The 17,610-nt window shown below is 30.8% G+C and carries 15 protein-coding genes and 1 pseudogene; 9 read left to right on the forward strand and 7 right to left on the reverse strand.

What is annotated here, in order from left to right; all coding sequences use genetic code 11:
• Entirely contained in the window at nt 1-477 is a 477-nt protein-coding gene (gene rpsG / locus KW502_RS10455; protein ID WP_219040501.1) for a 30S ribosomal protein S7, read from the reverse strand.
• 24 nt (nt 478-501) lie between these two features.
• On the reverse strand, nt 502-876 hold the full coding sequence (gene rpsL / locus KW502_RS10460; protein ID WP_010230128.1) for a 30S ribosomal protein S12: 375 nt from the start codon (nt 874-876) through the stop codon (nt 502-504).
• A 699-nt stretch (nt 877-1,575) separates the two neighbouring features.
• Here rpsL and KW502_RS15620 point away from each other — a divergent pair.
• From KW502_RS15620 to rlmB, 8 genes and pseudogenes are all read left to right on the forward strand, one after another.
• A pseudogene (locus tag KW502_RS15620) lies at nt 1,576-1,704 on the forward strand (POTRA domain-containing protein); the annotation flags it as partial.
• A gap of 570 nt (nt 1,705-2,274) precedes the next feature.
• Nucleotides 2,275-2,724: a BamA/TamA family outer membrane protein gene (locus KW502_RS15405; protein ID WP_255554207.1), complete on the forward strand. Its 450-nt coding sequence runs from the start codon at nt 2,275-2,277 to the stop codon at nt 2,722-2,724.
• Nucleotides 2,725-2,842: 118 nt separating this feature from the next.
• Nucleotides 2,843-5,914, forward strand: coding sequence for a SusC/RagA family TonB-linked outer membrane protein (locus KW502_RS10470; protein ID WP_219040502.1), 3,072 nt, complete (start codon nt 2,843-2,845; stop codon nt 5,912-5,914).
• An 11-nt stretch (nt 5,915-5,925) separates the two neighbouring features.
• A complete protein-coding gene (locus KW502_RS10475; RefSeq protein ID WP_219040503.1) occupies nt 5,926-7,362 on the forward strand; it encodes a RagB/SusD family nutrient uptake outer membrane protein in 1,437 nt (478 codons plus the stop codon).
• A gap of 10 nt (nt 7,363-7,372) precedes the next feature.
• Entirely contained in the window at nt 7,373-8,239 is an 867-nt protein-coding gene (locus KW502_RS10480; protein ID WP_219040504.1) for a hypothetical protein, read from the forward strand.
• Between the two features lie 11 nt (nt 8,240-8,250).
• The gene (locus tag KW502_RS10485) at nt 8,251-9,078 is read left to right on the forward strand and encodes a hypothetical protein (protein WP_219040505.1); all 828 of its coding nucleotides are present in this window, start codon (nt 8,251-8,253) and stop codon (nt 9,076-9,078) included.
• A 65-nt stretch (nt 9,079-9,143) separates the two neighbouring features.
• The gene (locus KW502_RS10490; protein WP_219040506.1) at nt 9,144-11,054 is read left to right on the forward strand and encodes a S8 family serine peptidase; all 1,911 of its coding nucleotides are present in this window, start codon (nt 9,144-9,146) and stop codon (nt 11,052-11,054) included.
• 65 nt (nt 11,055-11,119) lie between these two features.
• Nucleotides 11,120-11,857: a 23S rRNA (guanosine(2251)-2'-O)-methyltransferase RlmB gene (gene rlmB / locus KW502_RS10495; RefSeq protein WP_219040507.1), complete on the forward strand. Its 738-nt coding sequence runs from the start codon at nt 11,120-11,122 to the stop codon at nt 11,855-11,857.
• Nucleotides 11,858-11,861: 4 nt separating this feature from the next.
• Here rlmB and KW502_RS10500 read toward each other — a convergent pair whose 3' ends face one another.
• Nucleotides 11,862-12,638 carry a rhomboid family intramembrane serine protease gene (locus tag KW502_RS10500; protein WP_219040541.1) on the reverse strand — a complete coding sequence of 259 codons (777 nt, stop codon included), beginning with the start codon at nt 12,636-12,638 and terminating at the stop codon, nt 11,862-11,864.
• 75 nt (nt 12,639-12,713) lie between these two features.
• On the opposite strand from KW502_RS10500, the gene KW502_RS10505 reads away from it, so the two are divergent.
• Nucleotides 12,714-13,991, forward strand: coding sequence for a replication-associated recombination protein A (locus KW502_RS10505; RefSeq protein ID WP_219040508.1), 1,278 nt, complete (start codon nt 12,714-12,716; stop codon nt 13,989-13,991).
• Between the two features lie 3 nt (nt 13,992-13,994).
• Here the strand turns inward: KW502_RS10505 and KW502_RS10510 are convergent, their stop codons facing one another.
• Genes KW502_RS10510 through radC form a run of 4 tightly spaced genes read right to left on the reverse strand, consistent with a single transcriptional unit; the run spans nt 13,995 to nt 17,493 of the window.
• Entirely contained in the window at nt 13,995-14,819 is an 825-nt protein-coding gene (locus KW502_RS10510) for a hypothetical protein (RefSeq protein WP_219040509.1), read from the reverse strand.
• A 1-nt stretch (nt 14,820) separates the two neighbouring features.
• Nucleotides 14,821-15,504, reverse strand: coding sequence for a YjjG family noncanonical pyrimidine nucleotidase (locus tag KW502_RS10515; RefSeq protein ID WP_219040510.1), 684 nt, complete (start codon nt 15,502-15,504; stop codon nt 14,821-14,823).
• A complete protein-coding gene (locus KW502_RS10520; RefSeq protein ID WP_219040511.1) occupies nt 15,497-16,798 on the reverse strand; it encodes a DUF7033 domain-containing protein in 1,302 nt (433 codons plus the stop codon). The genes KW502_RS10515 and KW502_RS10520 overlap by 8 nt, the downstream gene beginning before the upstream one ends.
• Complete coding sequence (gene radC / locus KW502_RS10525) at nt 16,795-17,493, reverse strand: RadC family protein (protein ID WP_219040512.1); 699 nt, start codon at nt 17,491-17,493, stop codon at nt 16,795-16,797. The genes KW502_RS10520 and radC overlap by 4 nt, the downstream gene beginning before the upstream one ends.
• Between the last annotated feature and the right edge of the window lie 117 nt (nt 17,494-17,610).

The raw sequence follows: 17,610 nt of genomic DNA on the forward strand, positions 1-17,610 counted from the left end.
TTAGAATCTAAAATGTGAGAATGCTTTATTCGCCTCTGCCATTCTGTGAGTATCTACTCTTTTCTTAACAGCAGCACCTTCTTCTTTAGCAGCAGCTAAAACTTCAGCAGCTAATTTAGCAGCCATAGCTTTTTCATTTCTTTTTCTAGAAAAAGAAATCAACCACTTCATAGCTGTTGACACTTTTCTATCTGGTCTAATCTGCATAGGAATCTGGAACGTAGCACCACCTACTCTTCTACTTCTAACTTCAACGTGAGGCATTACATTAGATAAAGCATCTTTCCATACTTCTAATGCAGTCTTCTCGTCGTCTTGCTTTTTTTCCTCTACAATATCCATCGCATCGTAAAAAATCTTAAACGATACAGATTTCTTACCATCCCACATCATCATGTTAACGAAACGCGTCACTAACTGATCATTAAATTTAGGATCTGGCAAAAGAGGTCTTTTTTTAGCCTGTCTTTTTCTCATTTCTTCTTTTTAAAAGTTCTTTAATTACTTTTTAGGGCGCTTTGCTCCATACTTAGATCTACGTTGAGTTCTACCTTCAACACCTGCGGTATCTAAAGCTCCTCTCACGATGTGATATCTAACACCTGGCAAATCTTTTACCCTTCCACCTCTAACTAATACTATCGAGTGCTCCTGTAAATTGTGACCCTCACCAGGGATGTAAGCATTTACTTCTTTACCATTAGTTAACCTTACCCTTGCTACTTTTCGCATAGCAGAGTTAGGCTTCTTAGGCGTAGTAGTATAAACACGCGTACAAACCCCTCTTCTTTGAGGACACGAATCTAAAGCAGCCGATTTACTCTTCTTAGTTATTTTGGCTCTTCCTTTTCGTACTAATTGTGAAATTGTTGGCATAAAATCTATTACAACTAATTAATTAAATTTAAATAACCCTATTTTTAAGGGTCTGCAAATGTAGAAATATATTTTCACTATTCAAATTATAATTCATTAATTTTCAACATGATTAAAAAGAAATAGTCATTTCTACAAGAAAAAAATTAATTTTACGTTTTAAAACAAAATAAATAGACAGCGATTAAACTTCTACTCACTTTACTATTTTTATTCTCATTACACACGCCTAGTTGCGGGCAAAATCTACATCTTCAAGTCAAAATTAAAGATCAAGGCTCCTTATCAGATTCTATTAACTACCGAAATGAATTCAAAAATATAAAGGAATTAAAGAAGGAAGTTTCTTCTGTTCAAAAAAGGTTCATAAAAAAAGGACAAATAGACGTTTTTCATAAATTAATAAAAAAAAATGACTCCTTATATATATGTGATTTTTTTTTAGGTTTAAAAATTAAACAAATAAAGATTAACATCCCTAAAGAGGTTGAAAAAGTTTTACCTAAAAAATATAAAAACAAAAAAGAGTTTACGATCGAATTTCAAAATACCGAAAATTTCTTACAAACATTAAACGAAGAAATCGCAAATCAAGGTCAGCCTTTTAACTCACTCTTTTTAAAAAATATCGAAAAAAGAGACACCATTCTTATTGGTACCCTTCAAAAAAACATCAATCAAAAAAGAACCATAGACAATATCATAATTAAAGGTTACGAGAAATTCCCCAAAAGTTACTTAAAAAACTTTTTAAACATCAGGAAAGGTAGAATTTTCAACAAAAAGAAGATTGACAAAAATATTAAAAAAATAAAAAACTTAGATTTTGCTAAATCTACAAGAACCCCCGAAGTACTTTTCACCAAAGACTCAACAACATTATATCTTTTTCTACAAAAAAAAAACAGCAATACATTTGATGGATTTCTAGGATTCTCTAACGAAGAAGAATCGAATAACCTTCAACTAAACGGCTATATTAATCTAAAACTAAAAAACAACTTAAATTACGGTGAAGAATTAACAGTCGAATACAAAAACAATGGAGATAAACTATCACTTTTCTTCGCAAACCTAAAACTCCCATTTCTTTTTAACACGCCGTTAGGAACAGAAGCATCACTCCGAATTACAAGACAGGATAGCACATTTTCTACTACCAATCAAAAAATAGGAATTAATTACCAAATATTACCAGAATTAATTACCGGTATTAATTATGAAACAGAAAACTCTAAATCTTTAGAAAATACAAGTACAGCAGTTCAAACTAATCAAGAAGACTACGAAACCAACTACCTTAATTTTAAAACTGAATACTCACAAAAACACAATAATGAATTATTTAATAACAAAATATACGGAGCATTAGAAGCGGGTATCGGAAAACGAATAAGCTTGAATGAAAAAACAGATCAGCAAAAAATAAAATTTTCAGCCAATAAAATATTCAACATTAATAAACGGAATTTTATTTATATAGCCAACCATACTGGATTCATTAATTCTGAAAATTATTTAAATAACGAATTATTCAGAACTGGCGGCATACAAAATTTAAGAGGCTTTCAAGAAAACAGTATTATCACCAACTTCTATACCTTCTTCAACACAGAATACAGATATCTTTTAGACCAAAATCTTTACACCCACAGTATTTTTGATTTCGGCAAATTCGAAAATCAAAACCAAAAAACAGACACCAACGTATATAGTATTGGAATTGGGTTAGGCTTAAAAACAAGATCAGGATTATTAAAATTACTAATCGCGAACGGTAAAACTAATAATCAAAATTTCGAATTTAAGAATACTAAAGTACACTTAAGCCTGACTACACAATTCTAAAAAAGATACCATTTTCTTAACCTTAACTTCAAGAAAAGATAAATTTTAGTGAAAATTAGTTGTGTAATTAACTTTAAATTAGCATTTTTGGCACTGGCTAATTCAAATAAATTATAAAATGAAAACAAAGTTTAGTGGATTTTTAACGCTATTACTGGCGTTTGTCGTGCAAATTTCCTTTGCACAAGAAAAAACAATTACCGGTACGGTTACCGACAGTGAGGGATTACCGTTACCTGGCGTAAATGTTATTATTGAGGGAACTTCAACAGGAACTCAATCAGATTTTGATGGAAATTACTCCATTAAAGCTGAAATTGGAGAAACCTTAACCTTTAGTTATGTTGGTTTTGCGAGACAAAATGTAGTAGTTTCAAGAAGAAACTCTTATGACATCGTGATGAATAAAGACTCTGAACTTGATGAAGTAGTAGTTACAGCGTACAGATCAACAACTAAAAAAAGAAGTAATCAAGCAGTCACTACGATTACTGCAGAAACCTTTGAAAACAGACCTAACGCGTCTCTTATTCAGAGTATGCAGGGTCAAATACCTGGTCTTAACATATCAACTAGTAGCGGTCAACCTGGCGCAAACAGCCAGATCATTCTAAGAGGTGTTGGTTCTATTAACGGAAATGTAGAACCACTAATGATTGTTGACGGCGTACCTGTAGATGAGGACAATTTCAGAAGTATAAATCCTAGCGATATAGAAAGCGTATCTGTTTTAAAAGATGCTGCTGCAACATCTATTTACGGTAATAGAGGTGCTAATGGTGTAATAATTATAAATACTAAAGCGGGGAAGTTTAATCAAAACTTATCGATTAAATATTCAGCTCAGTATGGATTTGCTAAGCTTCAGAATCTTAATATTGATTTAATGAATTCTAGAGAAAAATTGACTTTTCAAAAATCTTTAGGGCAAGGATTAGGGGCTGATCTAAGTAATGCAGAAATTGATGCTTTATCTAGAACCACTAACACGTATTGGGAAGATTTCTTTTTTAGAACTGGCACAACCAACAATCAAAATTTATCACTTTCTTCAGGTTCTGAGAACACTAACAACTACACCTCTATTGGTTATTTTGAGCAAGAAGGTACTTTTATTGCCTCGGATATTAAAAGGTTTAGTTTTAGAAATAAATTTACAGGGAAAAGTGAAAACGATAAATTGACTTATACAGCTAATGTGAGTGCTAATTTCTCTCGAAGTAACTATAGAGACGCAGAAGGTTCAAGAAATACATATTTCAACCCCTTTGCAGCAGCTATGACAAGCTTACCTTTCCTAAGTCCTTATGACACAAACGGAGAAGTAACTAAAACGGGAGGTATTCCTTATGGTAGTATTAATGGAATAACTGCAGATCTAAAGCCATACATACTTTTAAATTCTGCTGCTTACAACACTGAATTAGATGATGAAATTAAAATCATTGGTAATTTTAACGCTCAGTACAATTTCACTGAAAATTGGCACATAAGAAATTCATTCGGGATGGATTACACAGGTATTACCAAAAAACAAACTATAGACCCTAAAAGTCTTCTAGGTCCATTTCAAGCACAAAGTGGCGCTGAATTTGGCGGTTTAGAAAGAAATCGTTCTTGGCAAGATGTATATTTCAACAACACACTTAACTTAGGTTATTCTACTATAATTAGCAAAAAACATTCTATCGATGTAAATCTATATACTGAGTATGTAAAACAACATAGATACAGATTTGGGTTTGAGCAAAGAGGTTTAGATCCAAAATCATTAGGCAGTGGTAATGCTTTTGTTGATGGAACGACTGTAGAAACAATTAATGGAACAGAAGCAAGACCATATATTCCAACTATAAGCAAAACTAATTTAGAAACTGGATTATTTTCTTATTTTGCTACATTAGATTATGACTTTGACAATAAATATGGAATTGGTGCTAGTATTAGACGTGATGCATCTTCTAGATTTGAAGATGACTACAAATGGGGTACTTTTTATTCTGTTAGCGGTCGATGGAATATTGAAGAAGAATCATTTATGGAAGAATCTGCTTTCAATCTTTTAAAACTACGAGCATCTTATGGTACTGCAGGTAATCAAAGAATCATCGGTACCATGTTTGGAGGTTTAAATCTAACACAAAACTTATATGCATTTACTACAGGGTATAATAATACAAATGGATATGCACCATCTGTTATAGCAAACACCTCACTTAGATGGGAAAAAACTTCACAAGCTAATATTGGCCTAGATTTTGGATTATGGAATAACAAACTTTCAGGTAGTTTAGATGTTTATGAAAAGAAAACAACAGATTTATTTCAGGATAGACCTATATCTTTAATTAACGCAACAGAATCTATCCAAGCAAATATTGGATCAATGAGAAACAGAGGTGTTGAAGCTATATTTAACTACAGTATTTTAAATAATGATAACTGGAGACTTTCAATTAATGCAAATGGATCTTTCAATAAAAATGAAATCTTAGAATTAGCAGGCGCTAATGAAGAAGGTATTATTTTTGAAGGAGGGTCTACAGCTTTAGGGGAAGGAGAGGCTGTTGGGTCTTTTTACGTAGTTGATTATGTTGGAGTTAATCCTGCTAATGGTAACCCTTTATTTAAAGATGCTAATGGCAATCTAACCGAAACTTTACAAGATGCCGATAGAAGATTTTCAGATAAATCACAATACCCAACTTGGTCAGGAGGATTTGGAGCACAAGTATCATATAAAAATTTCACATTGAGTAATCAGTGGGTGTTTTTTGCTGATGTATATAGAAATAACTTAGATTTATCAGACTTAGAAGCTAATTCAAGTATTGTAAACAGTAATAGTGCAACGTCACTTTTAAGTGCTTGGAAACAACCAGGTGATATTACCAGTATACCTAGAATGAACGGACAGTTTTCAGGTGTAGATTTCATCAATATATCAGATAGATATTTAGAAGATGCATCTTACCTTAGAATGAGAAATATTCAGTTAGCTTATAATTTTTCTCCTGAAATTTTAGAAAAAACACCTTTCACAGCATTAAATATATATGTTCAAGGAGAAAATCTTTTAACATTTAGCAAATGGAAAGGTTATGACCCACAAAGTGGATTCACAGACACAGCTGCATCAAACTATCCTACTCCGAAAATTTACACCTTTGGATTAAATGTTAACTTCTAAAAAAAAAGAAAATGAAATTAAATAAAATAAAAATTTTTCTAGCAAGTACAGGTTTGCTTTTAGGTGCTTCCTGTAATGACGCTAGAGATATCGTTCAAGATGGAATTATAAGTGATCAAAACGTTTGGGAAAACGTGAATGATCTTCAATTAGGGTTAAATAGTGTTTATGGACAATATTCGTTCGAAAACCAGATTAATTTTAATGGTATTTTTACAGATAATATTAAAAGAGGAACTTCTAGTAATGGACAAGGTCAAGGTCTATATAATTTTAATTTAATACCTAATACAAGCGAAGCTACAAGTATATACGCTGGAAATTACGCAGGTATTAATTACGCAAATAGAGTTTTAAATGGTGTTGAAACGCTAGAATTTGAAGGTGCAGAACAAGAACAAGAAAATAATATTGAAGCACAATTATTAACTTTACGTGCTATTTTTCATTTCAATTTGTTTCAGTATTACACAGAAGATTATTCAGATCCGAATGGTTTAGCTATCCCGATAGTAGATTACGTTCCTGAAATTACAGCTACTCCAGAAAGAAATACTGTCTCTGAAGTACTTGCATTTATTAATGCTGATTTAGATAGAGCATCGGAATTAATTTCTTCAGAAACCGTAACTGGTGATTATTTTTATATTAATGCAAATACTATAAATGCAGTAAAAGCTCAAGTTGCTTTAATTGAGGCTAATTACCAAACCGCAATCAACCTTGCAGAGGAATTAGTTTCAAAATACCCTTTATCCAATACAGATGAATACACAGCAATGTTTAGAGATGAGGCTCAAGGTGAAGCTATTTTTAGTTTAGCTAGAGGCCAGGGTGATTCTCAAGTTGCAGGATTATTTTATTTCAATACTGTTGCGCTTGATGGTGATCCATACTTAGAGGTTTCTAACGGTCTTTATAATGAATTAAACAGTCAAGATGTAAGAAAAGAAGTAATAGTTGGTCCTGAATCTCAATATATTGGAGAAGACTCAGAAAACAATATTCTTTTAATTAATAAATACCCAGGTTCTGTAGAACCATTAATTAATGACATTAAATTAATAAGATCTAGTGAAATGCAATTAATTATAGCTGAGGCTAAAGCAAGACTTAATGATCTTGCAGGAGCAGCTCAAGCAATTAAAGAACTTAGAGATGTAAGGTTTGGAAGTACACAACCATTACCAAACTATAGTAATCTAAATAATGCCCTGTCAGAAATTTTAAAAGAAAGAAGGCTTGAGTTTGCATTTGAAGGCAAAAGATATTTAGATATTAAAAGAATTGGTAAAGACATTAATAGAGGTATAAATAGAAATTCAACAGATTGTGCAAGCTTTAGTGCTAGTTGTGGCTTGCCTAGACAAGATTACAGATTCACTTTACCTATTCCTCAATTAGAGCTAAATGCAAATTCTAATATTACTCAAAATACAGGATATTAAAATTAAAATTATGAAAAAAAACAATATTATATACAAACTATCATTTCTCTTCATTTTAGCAAGTATTTTTGCTTCTTGTGATGATGCAGAAGAAGCAATTTACAATGGTGATGTTAATAACGATACTTTCGTTAGCTTTGATAAGCAAGCTTATAACTTACCTGTTGAAAGAAATGCCGAAGGATCACTAATTATAAAATTACAATCTAGTGCAAAACGCAGTGCAGCTAGAACTTATAATTTAAATGTTATCGACTCCCTAACCTCAGCAGAGCCTAATACTTATGAAATACCTTCTACTATTACTATACCTGCTGATGAATATATAGGAGAAGTAACAATTAAAGGAATTGATAATAATGTAAATATAGCCCCTGAATCTTTATATATTCAATTTGAAGCTATTGAGGGTGAAAATTTAGGTTATACTGCAGCAGAAATTAGCATTTATGAAGTATGTCCGATACCTCAAGACTTTTTAGTTGGTCAATACGCTATAGAGGATATATCTGCAGCTATAGGACCTGCGAATGGAACTACAAATTTTGGACCAGCAACAGTAAATATTACTATTGGAGAAACTTCAACATCAAGAGTTTTCACTACAGATTTATATCCTGGCATCGTTGGGTCAAAAACAATAGAAATATCTTTGATTTGTTCAGAATTAGTTTTCGCAAAAGATATAGACAGTGGAATAGGATGCTCTGATCCCAATAATTTAATTCTTGCAAAAGCTACGGCTGGGGGCTATATAAACACCACTTACTCATTAGAAGAAGAAGGTGATGATTCTATTATTATAAACTATACAGAAGACATCGAAGGATCTTGTGGCGGACCTATGCTAAGTTCATTTAGTCTTACAAAAATCTAAAAAATCTAAAAATGAATAAATTATATTTATATACCATAATTGCTTTATCATTTATTACTTTATCTTCTTGTCACCATGATGACCCTAATGAGGATAAATTTGACAGTGATTCAAATTCAGGTTGGATAAATTTTGAAACAGCATCCACGCAAACAACAGACAAAATGTCTTCTATAAGCATACCTGTAGAACAAAATTCTGAAACCAATTCTGAAACAACAAAAATCAACTTCTTAGTTGAAAGTTTAGAAGGAACAGCTCCTAATGAAATTTTAGGAAACTTTACAGCAACTATAAATAAAGATGAGTTAGACGGAGAATTAATAATACCTATAACGAAAACCGAAGATAGTTATACGGTACAAATTACAATTTTAAATTCTAATAAAAAGAATTTAAAAATAGGTCTTGATGAAGAACCTACTAATAAATACCCTATTACTCACTCTTTAACTGTTTGTGATGATACAATTAAAACCGAGACGTCATATTTAGGCTCTTCATTTGTTCAAGGAGATTTAGCTAGTTCGTTTGAAATTAACCTTATGAATGTAGAAGGAGAAAGTGATGTTTATAAGTTATCTACCGCTTGGGGTGATAATTTTGTTGCAAATGTTACAGGCAACGACGATCTACAAGGAATGTTTTTATATGAGGCTTTGTTATACGTAAATGAAGATAATTCTATTATTATTGAGGCGCTAGATCCTGAAAATACAGGATTATTCCAAGGTGGATCTGGATCTTACGATGCTTGCACTCGTACATTTACATATTCTTTAAATCAAACTTTATTTACAAGTAACTTCTTGGTTGATGTGACCCTTGTTACTCAATAACATTAAAACTAAGCAGCCATAATACCTTAAATTGTTATGGCTGTCTTATTTAAATTAAAGAAATAATGAAAATAAAAATTGCATATTTATTCTTAACATTACTTTTCCTTATACTTCCAAAAAATTTGGTAGCTCAAGACTATAATAAAAAAATAACAGAGTTAAAATTAAAAGTTAATGAGAAGAAAAAGAAAGAGATAATAGAAATTACATCATATCTAAAAAATCACAAAATAAACAAAAAGCAATATAATGCTGATGGAACTTTTAAAGAACTAATCGGTTTTCATTTTGACGGAACTCCTAGATACTATACTTTAAGTAATATCAATGCAGCAAACACTACAAGAACTAATTATTTGAATCCTGGAGGTAGTTTAAATTTAAATCTTCAAGGACAGGATATGAGAATAGGCATATGGGATGGAGGAACTATTCTCACCGATCATAATGAATTTACAGATGGTCTTTTCTCGTATAGATCTTCGATTGGAGAATCTTCTTCATCACAAAATTCAAATAGTGCACATGCGACTCATGTAGCAGGAACAATGGTTGCTTATGGAGTTGTACCAGAAGCTAAAGGAATGGCTCCAAGGGCTAACATAGTATCGTACAACTGGACAAATGATGCAAGTGAAGTTATAAACGAAATTCAAGAAAATAATTTATTAATTTCAAATCATTCATATGGTACTCCAATTTTTAATGAAAATGGAGTACAACAGTTGCCTGCATATTTACCTGGAAAATATGATGATGAAGCTAAACAATGGGACGAAATAGCTAATGCTTTTCCATATTATTTAATGGTCGTAGCTGCTGGAAACGAAGGCAATCTATCTTACGAAGGCTCTATTATACCAAATAGAGATAAGCTAGTTGGAAATACCAATTCTAAAAATAATTTGGTAGTAGCAAACGCACAAAATGCTCAAATTAACCCATCAAATGGAGAATTAGTGACAGTTGCCATAGCTAGTTCTAGCAGCCAAGGACCTACAGATGACTTGAGAATTAAACCTGATATAGCTGGAATGGGAACAAATGTTTATTCTTCAATTGACAGTAGTCCTTCAAGTTATGCCACTTTAACAGGTACTTCAATGGCTTCACCCAATGTAGCTGGAACATTACTTTTGCTTCAAGAATATTATAATAATTTGAATGAAAATTATATGAAGGCTGCAACATTAAAAGGTTTAGTTTGTCATACTGCTGACGATGCAGGTAAAATAGGACCTGATATTGTTTTTGGATGGGGTTTATTGAATGCTAAAAAAGCTGCAGAGACTATTGAAAAAAATAGTGAATTTTCATTAATTGAAGAAAGAACACTTACCCCTTTTGATTCATATACGTTCAATGTTCAAGCTATAGGTAATGAACCTTTAAAAATATCTATATCTTGGAATGATCCTGCAGGTAATATATCAAATAATACAAATGCAAACGATCCTATTCCTGCTTTAATAAATGACTTAGACATAAAAGTAGTTCAAAATGAGGTTACCTATTTTCCTTATAAATTAAATCCAAATAATATTAATGGAAATGCTATCAAAGGCAATAACAATGTTGATAATTTAGAAATAGTAAATATTGAAAACCCTTCAGGTATTTATACTGTTACTATTTCGCATAAAGGTCTTTTAGAAGACCCGCAAGATTATAGTATTATTGCAACTGGAATTGATTTTGATTTAAATACTGATAATTTTAATTATTCTAAATTTGTAATTTATCCAAATCCAGTTAAAGATATTTTAAACATTCAATTTTTAGAAAATTTAAATTCAACTAGTAAACTAGGTTTAAAAATATATGATATTACAGGAAGATTAATATATACTGATAATTCATCAATCAAAAATTTGAAATCAAATATTAATTTAAAATTTTTAGAGAAAGGCACATATTTTTTAAACGCGAAACTCAATAATAAATTCATTACTAAAAAATTTATCAAGGAATAATTATAATTAATTTATAATAAAAAAGGGTAGCCAAAGGGCTACCCTTTTTTATTATATTTGCCAATATGGAAACAACTCAAGTTTACGGTGTAAAACCGTTATTAGAAGCTTTAAAAGCTGATCAAAATATAGAGAAGATTTATGTGCAAAAAAACACACAAGGTGAAGGCATAAAAGAAATTATATCACTTTCTCAAACTAAAAATATTCAGGTTTCTTATGTTCCTATTGAGAAGCTTAACAAATTGAGTAAAAACGAAAATCATCAAGGTGTGTTCGCTAGATTATCACCGATAGGATATATTAGTATTGAAGAACTTTTAGAAGCTATTCTAAAAGAAAAAGAAAATCCGTTTTTTCTCATTTTAGATGAACTTACAGATGTACGTAATGTAGGAGCAATAATTAGAACGGCTGAATCTACTGGTGTAGATGGTATTATTATGTTAAAACACGGCGGAGCATCTATTAATGAACAAACAGTCAAAACATCTACAGGCGCAATTTTCAATATTCCTATTTGTAAAATAGACCATATTAAAGACGCTTTATTTTATATGGATAGCTATAACATTCAAACACTTGCCGCTTCAGAAAAAACAGATAAATTAATTTACGAAATAGACTTAAAACAACCTACAGCTTTAATTATGGGTAGCGAGGGAAAAGGAGTGTCTAAAAGCGCATTAAAAATGGCAAAAGTAAAGGCTAAATTACCGATGCTTGGTGAAACCTCATCTCTAAATGTTTCTGTAGCTTGCGGAGTTATATTATATGAAATGGTAAGACAACGACTAATATAAAAAATTAAATATCTTCTGTTTTGTCTTTTTCGACATTAAATATATAAGTAAATTCTACTTCAGTCATTGTAGAGTCAGCATGATTTTCTTCCGCTTTTGATTCCATTTCAGAAGAAGGCATAAAATTTCCATCTTCATCAAAATGTCTCATAAACTCATCATCCTTTTCCTCGTAATTGTCTTTTTCCCATTCATAAGTAGGTTTTTCAATAATTACTACATTTTTATAAGAAAAAGCTAATAACAATCCAGCGAGAAAACCTGCTAAATGTCCTTCCCAACTAATACCAGGAACGCCCGGTAAAACACCCCAAACTAAGCTACCGTATATAAAAACAATAATTAAGGACAATGCCATTAAGCGATAATGCTTTGACGAAATTCCTTTAAAAAATAAAAAACTAGCTAATACATATATTAATCCGCTTGCACCAATATGGTAACTTCCCTCCTGCCCCATTAACCAAGTTAATAATCCAGAAATTACTATTCCCCATAATAAAACTTTGTAAGCGAGTTTTCTATAAAAATAAAACAAGGCTAAACTCAATAAGAATAACGGAATTGTATTACTGTATAAATGTTTAGCACTCCCATGAATAAATGGAGAAAACAAAATACCTCTTAATCCTTTTAAAGTTTGAGGAGCTATTCCGAAACTATTAAAATTAAATCCAAATTTAAACTCAAACCAATACAAGACCCACAGGATTAATACCATAAAAGCAGGCATAAAAATCACATCTTTACGGGGTTTATATAAATGTTGATTATTTATCATTCTAAACAAAAGACAAAAGTTTAACCATTTTTAAATTTAGGCAAAATTGTCATATACAAATTATACTTTTGTAGTATGAATAAACCACTTGCAGAACGATTAAGACCTAAAAAATTAGAAGAGTATTTAAGTCAATCTCATTTAATTGGTGAAAACGGATCTTTAAAAAATCAAATTAAAAAGGGACTTATACCTTCATTAATTTTATGGGGACCTCCTGGAGTAGGAAAAACAACATTAGCAAATATTATTGCTAACGAAACCGAACGTCCTTTTTTTACGCTTAGTGCAATTAGTAGCGGAGTTAAAGATGTACGTGAAGTTATAGAAAAGGCTAAAAAACAAGACGGTTTATTCACCACTAAAAACCCTATCTTATTTATTGATGAAATTCATCGTTTCAGCAAATCTCAACAAGATTCATTATTAGGTGCTGTAGAAAAAGGATGGGTAACTTTAATTGGTGCCACAACAGAAAATCCAAGCTTTGAAGTTATTCCTGCACTACTGTCCAGATGTCAGGTTTATATTTTAAATGAATTTTCTAAAGATGATTTAATGCAATTGTTGGCAAGAGCAATGAGAGAAGACAATTTGATGGCTACCTACAACATAACTATTAAAGAAAATGAATCTTTACTTAAGCTTAGCGGTGGTGATGCTAGAAAACTACTAAACATATTTGAACTGATTGTAACTTCTGAAGATGATAAAAAGGTTACCATTACCAATGATATGGTAGAAGATAAAATTCAGAAAAATACGGTACGTTACGATAAAACTGGAGAGCAACATTACGATATTATTTCTGCTTTTATAAAATCTATTCGGGGCAGTGACCCCAATGCTGCTGTTTATTGGTTAGCACGTATGATTGAAGGCGGAGAGGATATAAAATTCATAGCAAGGAGAATGCTCATACTCTCGAGTGAAGATATTGGTAATGCTAATCCCACAGCGCTTCAAGTGGCTAACAATACATTTCAGGCTGTTAATACGATAGGTTATCCCGAAGCAAGAATAATTTTGAGCCAATGTGCTATTTATTTAGCTACTTCTGCTAAAAGCAATGCAAGTTATATGGCTATTAATCATGCCCAACAATTAGTAAAACAAACAGGAGATCTTTCAGTACCGCTAGGTATTAGAAATGCACCTACAAAATTAATGAAAGATCTAGGCTACGGTAAAGATTACAAATATGCTCACAATTATGAAAATAATTTTATACAAGCAGAATTTTTACCTACAGAGATTAAAAACACAACTTTATATCAACCCGGTAATAATAAAAGAGAAAAAGCTTTAAGGGAATACCTTAAAGCTTTATGGAAAGAGAAATATGATTATTAAACTTTAATCAATACGATAAAGCGTAACTTTCTCTAATTTACTAGATTTTTTATTGAAGTATTCTATTTCTAAATCATGATCATCATTAATACTTAGCGTACCATTAATTGATTCTGAATTAAATAAAATTGAATTATTACTGGTAATATTAATAAAGGCTTTTTTATTTCCCGTAGAATTATTAGTGAGTATAAAGCCTGCCTCTATTTTACGAATGCTATAGTTTTCATTAAACAATGAATAGGTTCCGGGTAAAGTAGTATTTAGCTCTTCTTCTAAAGTAGGCTTTTGTGTATTTATTTTATTTGAATTTTCTACCGTAGAGGTTTCACTTTCTAAATAGCTAATTTTTTGATCATAACTATTTTTACCATTATAAGAATAGTTAAAAGTATTAAATACTTTAAAAGCATTTTTTAATGCATCATGATATGCCTCTTTATAATTCTTAAGTTTACTTCTTCCTTCAGATTTAAAAACTATTTGATCATTACAGTCTCTGAGAATTAATTTTAATTGAGTATTCAATGAAAAAAAACTTTCAGATTCACTTTGCACTTCTGCATATAGCGCTAAGCATTTGTTAAATGCTAAATCTTTGGGTTTTGTTTCTACATTCATATAAGTTTCAAAACCTTCTTCATTAAATAAATGCTTGGTTAATGAATTAAGCATATATTTATTTTCTTCATCCTGAAATTTATACTGAACAGGAATCACCACATATTTAAAATAATTTACTCTATCTATATTATTTTCTTGGGAAACTACCTTATTAGAAAATAATAAAGTAGTCGCTATTATGAATAAAAAACTTATTTTTTTCATATTATATTAAATCTAAAATTTGTTTTAATTTTTTTATTTTATTTCCTGAATATACTATAGAATTATCTATATCATATAATATAGTCTGTATACCAGAAGCTTCTGCTCCTAAAATATCAGTTTCTAAATTATCTCCAATCATTAAGCTTTCAGAAGCTATTGCTTGAGCTTTATGTAAAGCATATTTAAAAATTTCTGGGTGCGGTTTTTTAACTCCTACTTCTTCAGAAGTAGTTACTGTAGTAAAATAGTTATTAATATTGCTATTATTCAACTTTAACTGCTGTACTTCAGAAAATCCATTCGTAATTATGTGTAATACATATTTTTTTTGCAAACTAATTAATGTTGATGTAACATCATCAAATAAAAAGTTATGCTTTGGTAAATAAGAAATATAGTCGTCTGCCAAGGTATTAATTTGAGCATCGCTTACATTAATCTTTAATTCTTTAAAGGTATCATTTAATCGTCCAAACCTTAAATTTTCTTTAGAGACTTCATCTTTTCTATACTGAGACCAATACAAGTTATTAATTGGTTTATAGCTTTTTAAAAATTGAAGAAGGTCTACTTCTATTTTATTTTTATTAAAAATTTCAGCAAAAGCTAAAGCTGAATTTTTTTCAAAATCCCAAAGCGTATGATCTAAATCAAAAAAAACATGCTTCAATTTCTTACTCATTGTTAACCATCTTTACTAAATCTAACATTTTTTCATCTTTTCCTGTTTCTTCAAATATTGAATTTTCAAAAATAACAGAAAGCGTGCCATTTACTTTTTTCACGTTCGCTTTTATGGTTTCTAATTGTTTTTTAATTTCAAAAAAAGAAAAATTATCAAAAGCATTACTATTTAAAGCCGGCGGATGAAGTATTAACGGAGAAATACGTTCAAAATTAATATCATAGAACAAAAAAGAACTACAAGTACCAGCTCTAAAGCCTGGTAATTCTACAAACGCCATTGAGAAATCTTCTTTTATTTCTAACTTATCAAATGTATTGTACAAGTCTGGTAAGTTAATATCAAAAAAATGACTTAAGCATATCTCTAAAGGTCGGTTAACGATGGCTTCCCACCTGTTTTTTTCTAATTTTAATGTTTTATGCTTAAATAAAGCTTCAAATCCTGGCAATAAACCAATTTTACCATAGTCTCCCATAGACTTTATAAGTGCATGATATTTAATCTTATTATAGCTTATATTTTTACTATGTATGCTATAATTACTAAGCTGAAACATAAAATACCAAGCTAATTTTTCTTGTTTTGAAAATTGAATGAGCGTGTCATAAATATCGTAAGGATCTTTTTTTAGAAACAATAATACTTCTAGTCGTTCTAGAAAATTATTAATATTCAACCTAAAAAGATCTCTTAAACTCGCTCCTATACTTCTTACAATTCCTTTCTTTTTATACTTATAAGCTTCTGCTACCGCTAAAATATTATTTGTAGAATATTTTCTAGAAGGAAAGTCTATATAATCAAAACGTTCTTGTAATTTAGATTTAAATTTATAAGCCCAAAAATCTACCACTGGTTGCTCGATAAATTTTTTCTTATAAGCTAAACTTTCTTTGTAGGGAAAACGACCGTTTTCATCTTTTACATGGGGCAAATACTCTTCATAGCGACTCAACATATAAAAAGTAGCCGCAAAAATATCAAAAGGTAAGTCGCTATCTTTTGAATTTCTAAAAAAACAAACCGTATCACCCCATTTAGAAACTCTTACTTCTACATCTGAAAAACCCTGTTCAGATAGTAAGCCCGAGGATTGAATAAATAGTTCATTCCCTAATTTTTGTTTCCCATAAGAGAGTTTCATGCCTTCATGGGCAATAAACTCTTCAATTTTAGAAGTAAATTTAATTTGAAGTCCTAAAATATGCGTACATACATGCCTGAATGTATAATTTATTCTAGGAGTCACTGCACTTACATAAATTAGTAATTTAGGCGTATCGCTCATAAAATGCTCTCATTTGCAAAGCTAAAATAGGACTTTTGTGTTACAATTAAATGATCAAGCACTTTAATATCTAAACTTTCACCTGCTGTTTTAATTTTCTGAGTTAGTTGTTTGTCTGCTCTACTAGGCGTTAAATTTCCAGATGGATGATTATGCGCCAAGATGACGGCGGTAGCCCCTACTTCTAATGCTTTTTTAAAGGCTAGACGAATATCTACCAAAGTACCCGTCATGCCACCTTTGCTTAATTGAATCTTTTGTAAAACTTTATTAGAATTATTTAAATAAAGAATCCAAAACTCTTCATGTTCTAAATCACCAATTAAAGGTTGCATAAGTTCAAAAACTGAATCTGCAGATGTTATTTTCTTGCGTTCTACTGCTTCTTCACCTCTGCGTCTTCGAGCTAACTCCATTGCAGCAACAATACTTATGGCCTTAGCTTCACCAATTCCTTTAAATTTTGTGAGTTGTTGTACCGAAAGCTTTCCTAGTTCGTTTAATTTATTTTCAGAATTAGCCAGAATACGTTTAGACAATTCAACTGCACTTTCCTCACGATTACCAGACCCAATTAAAATAGCAATAAGTTCTGCATCACTTAAACTCATTTTTCCTTTATGCAGTAATTTTTCACGAGGCCTATCTCCTTCTGCCCAATATTTAATAGAAAATGGTGTTTTGTTTTCTTGCATACTTAAAGATAAGCACAAAAAAATAAATATGAATTTATGTCTATAGGTTTTATAGTTGAAGAGTTTATAAATTCATTTTAATTAAAAACAAATCCCATCAAAGACTATAGTTTTTGA

This window comes from Mesonia aestuariivivens (assembly GCF_019311235.1).
Classification (GTDB): Bacteria; Bacteroidota; Bacteroidia; order Flavobacteriales; family Flavobacteriaceae; genus Mesonia; species Mesonia aestuariivivens.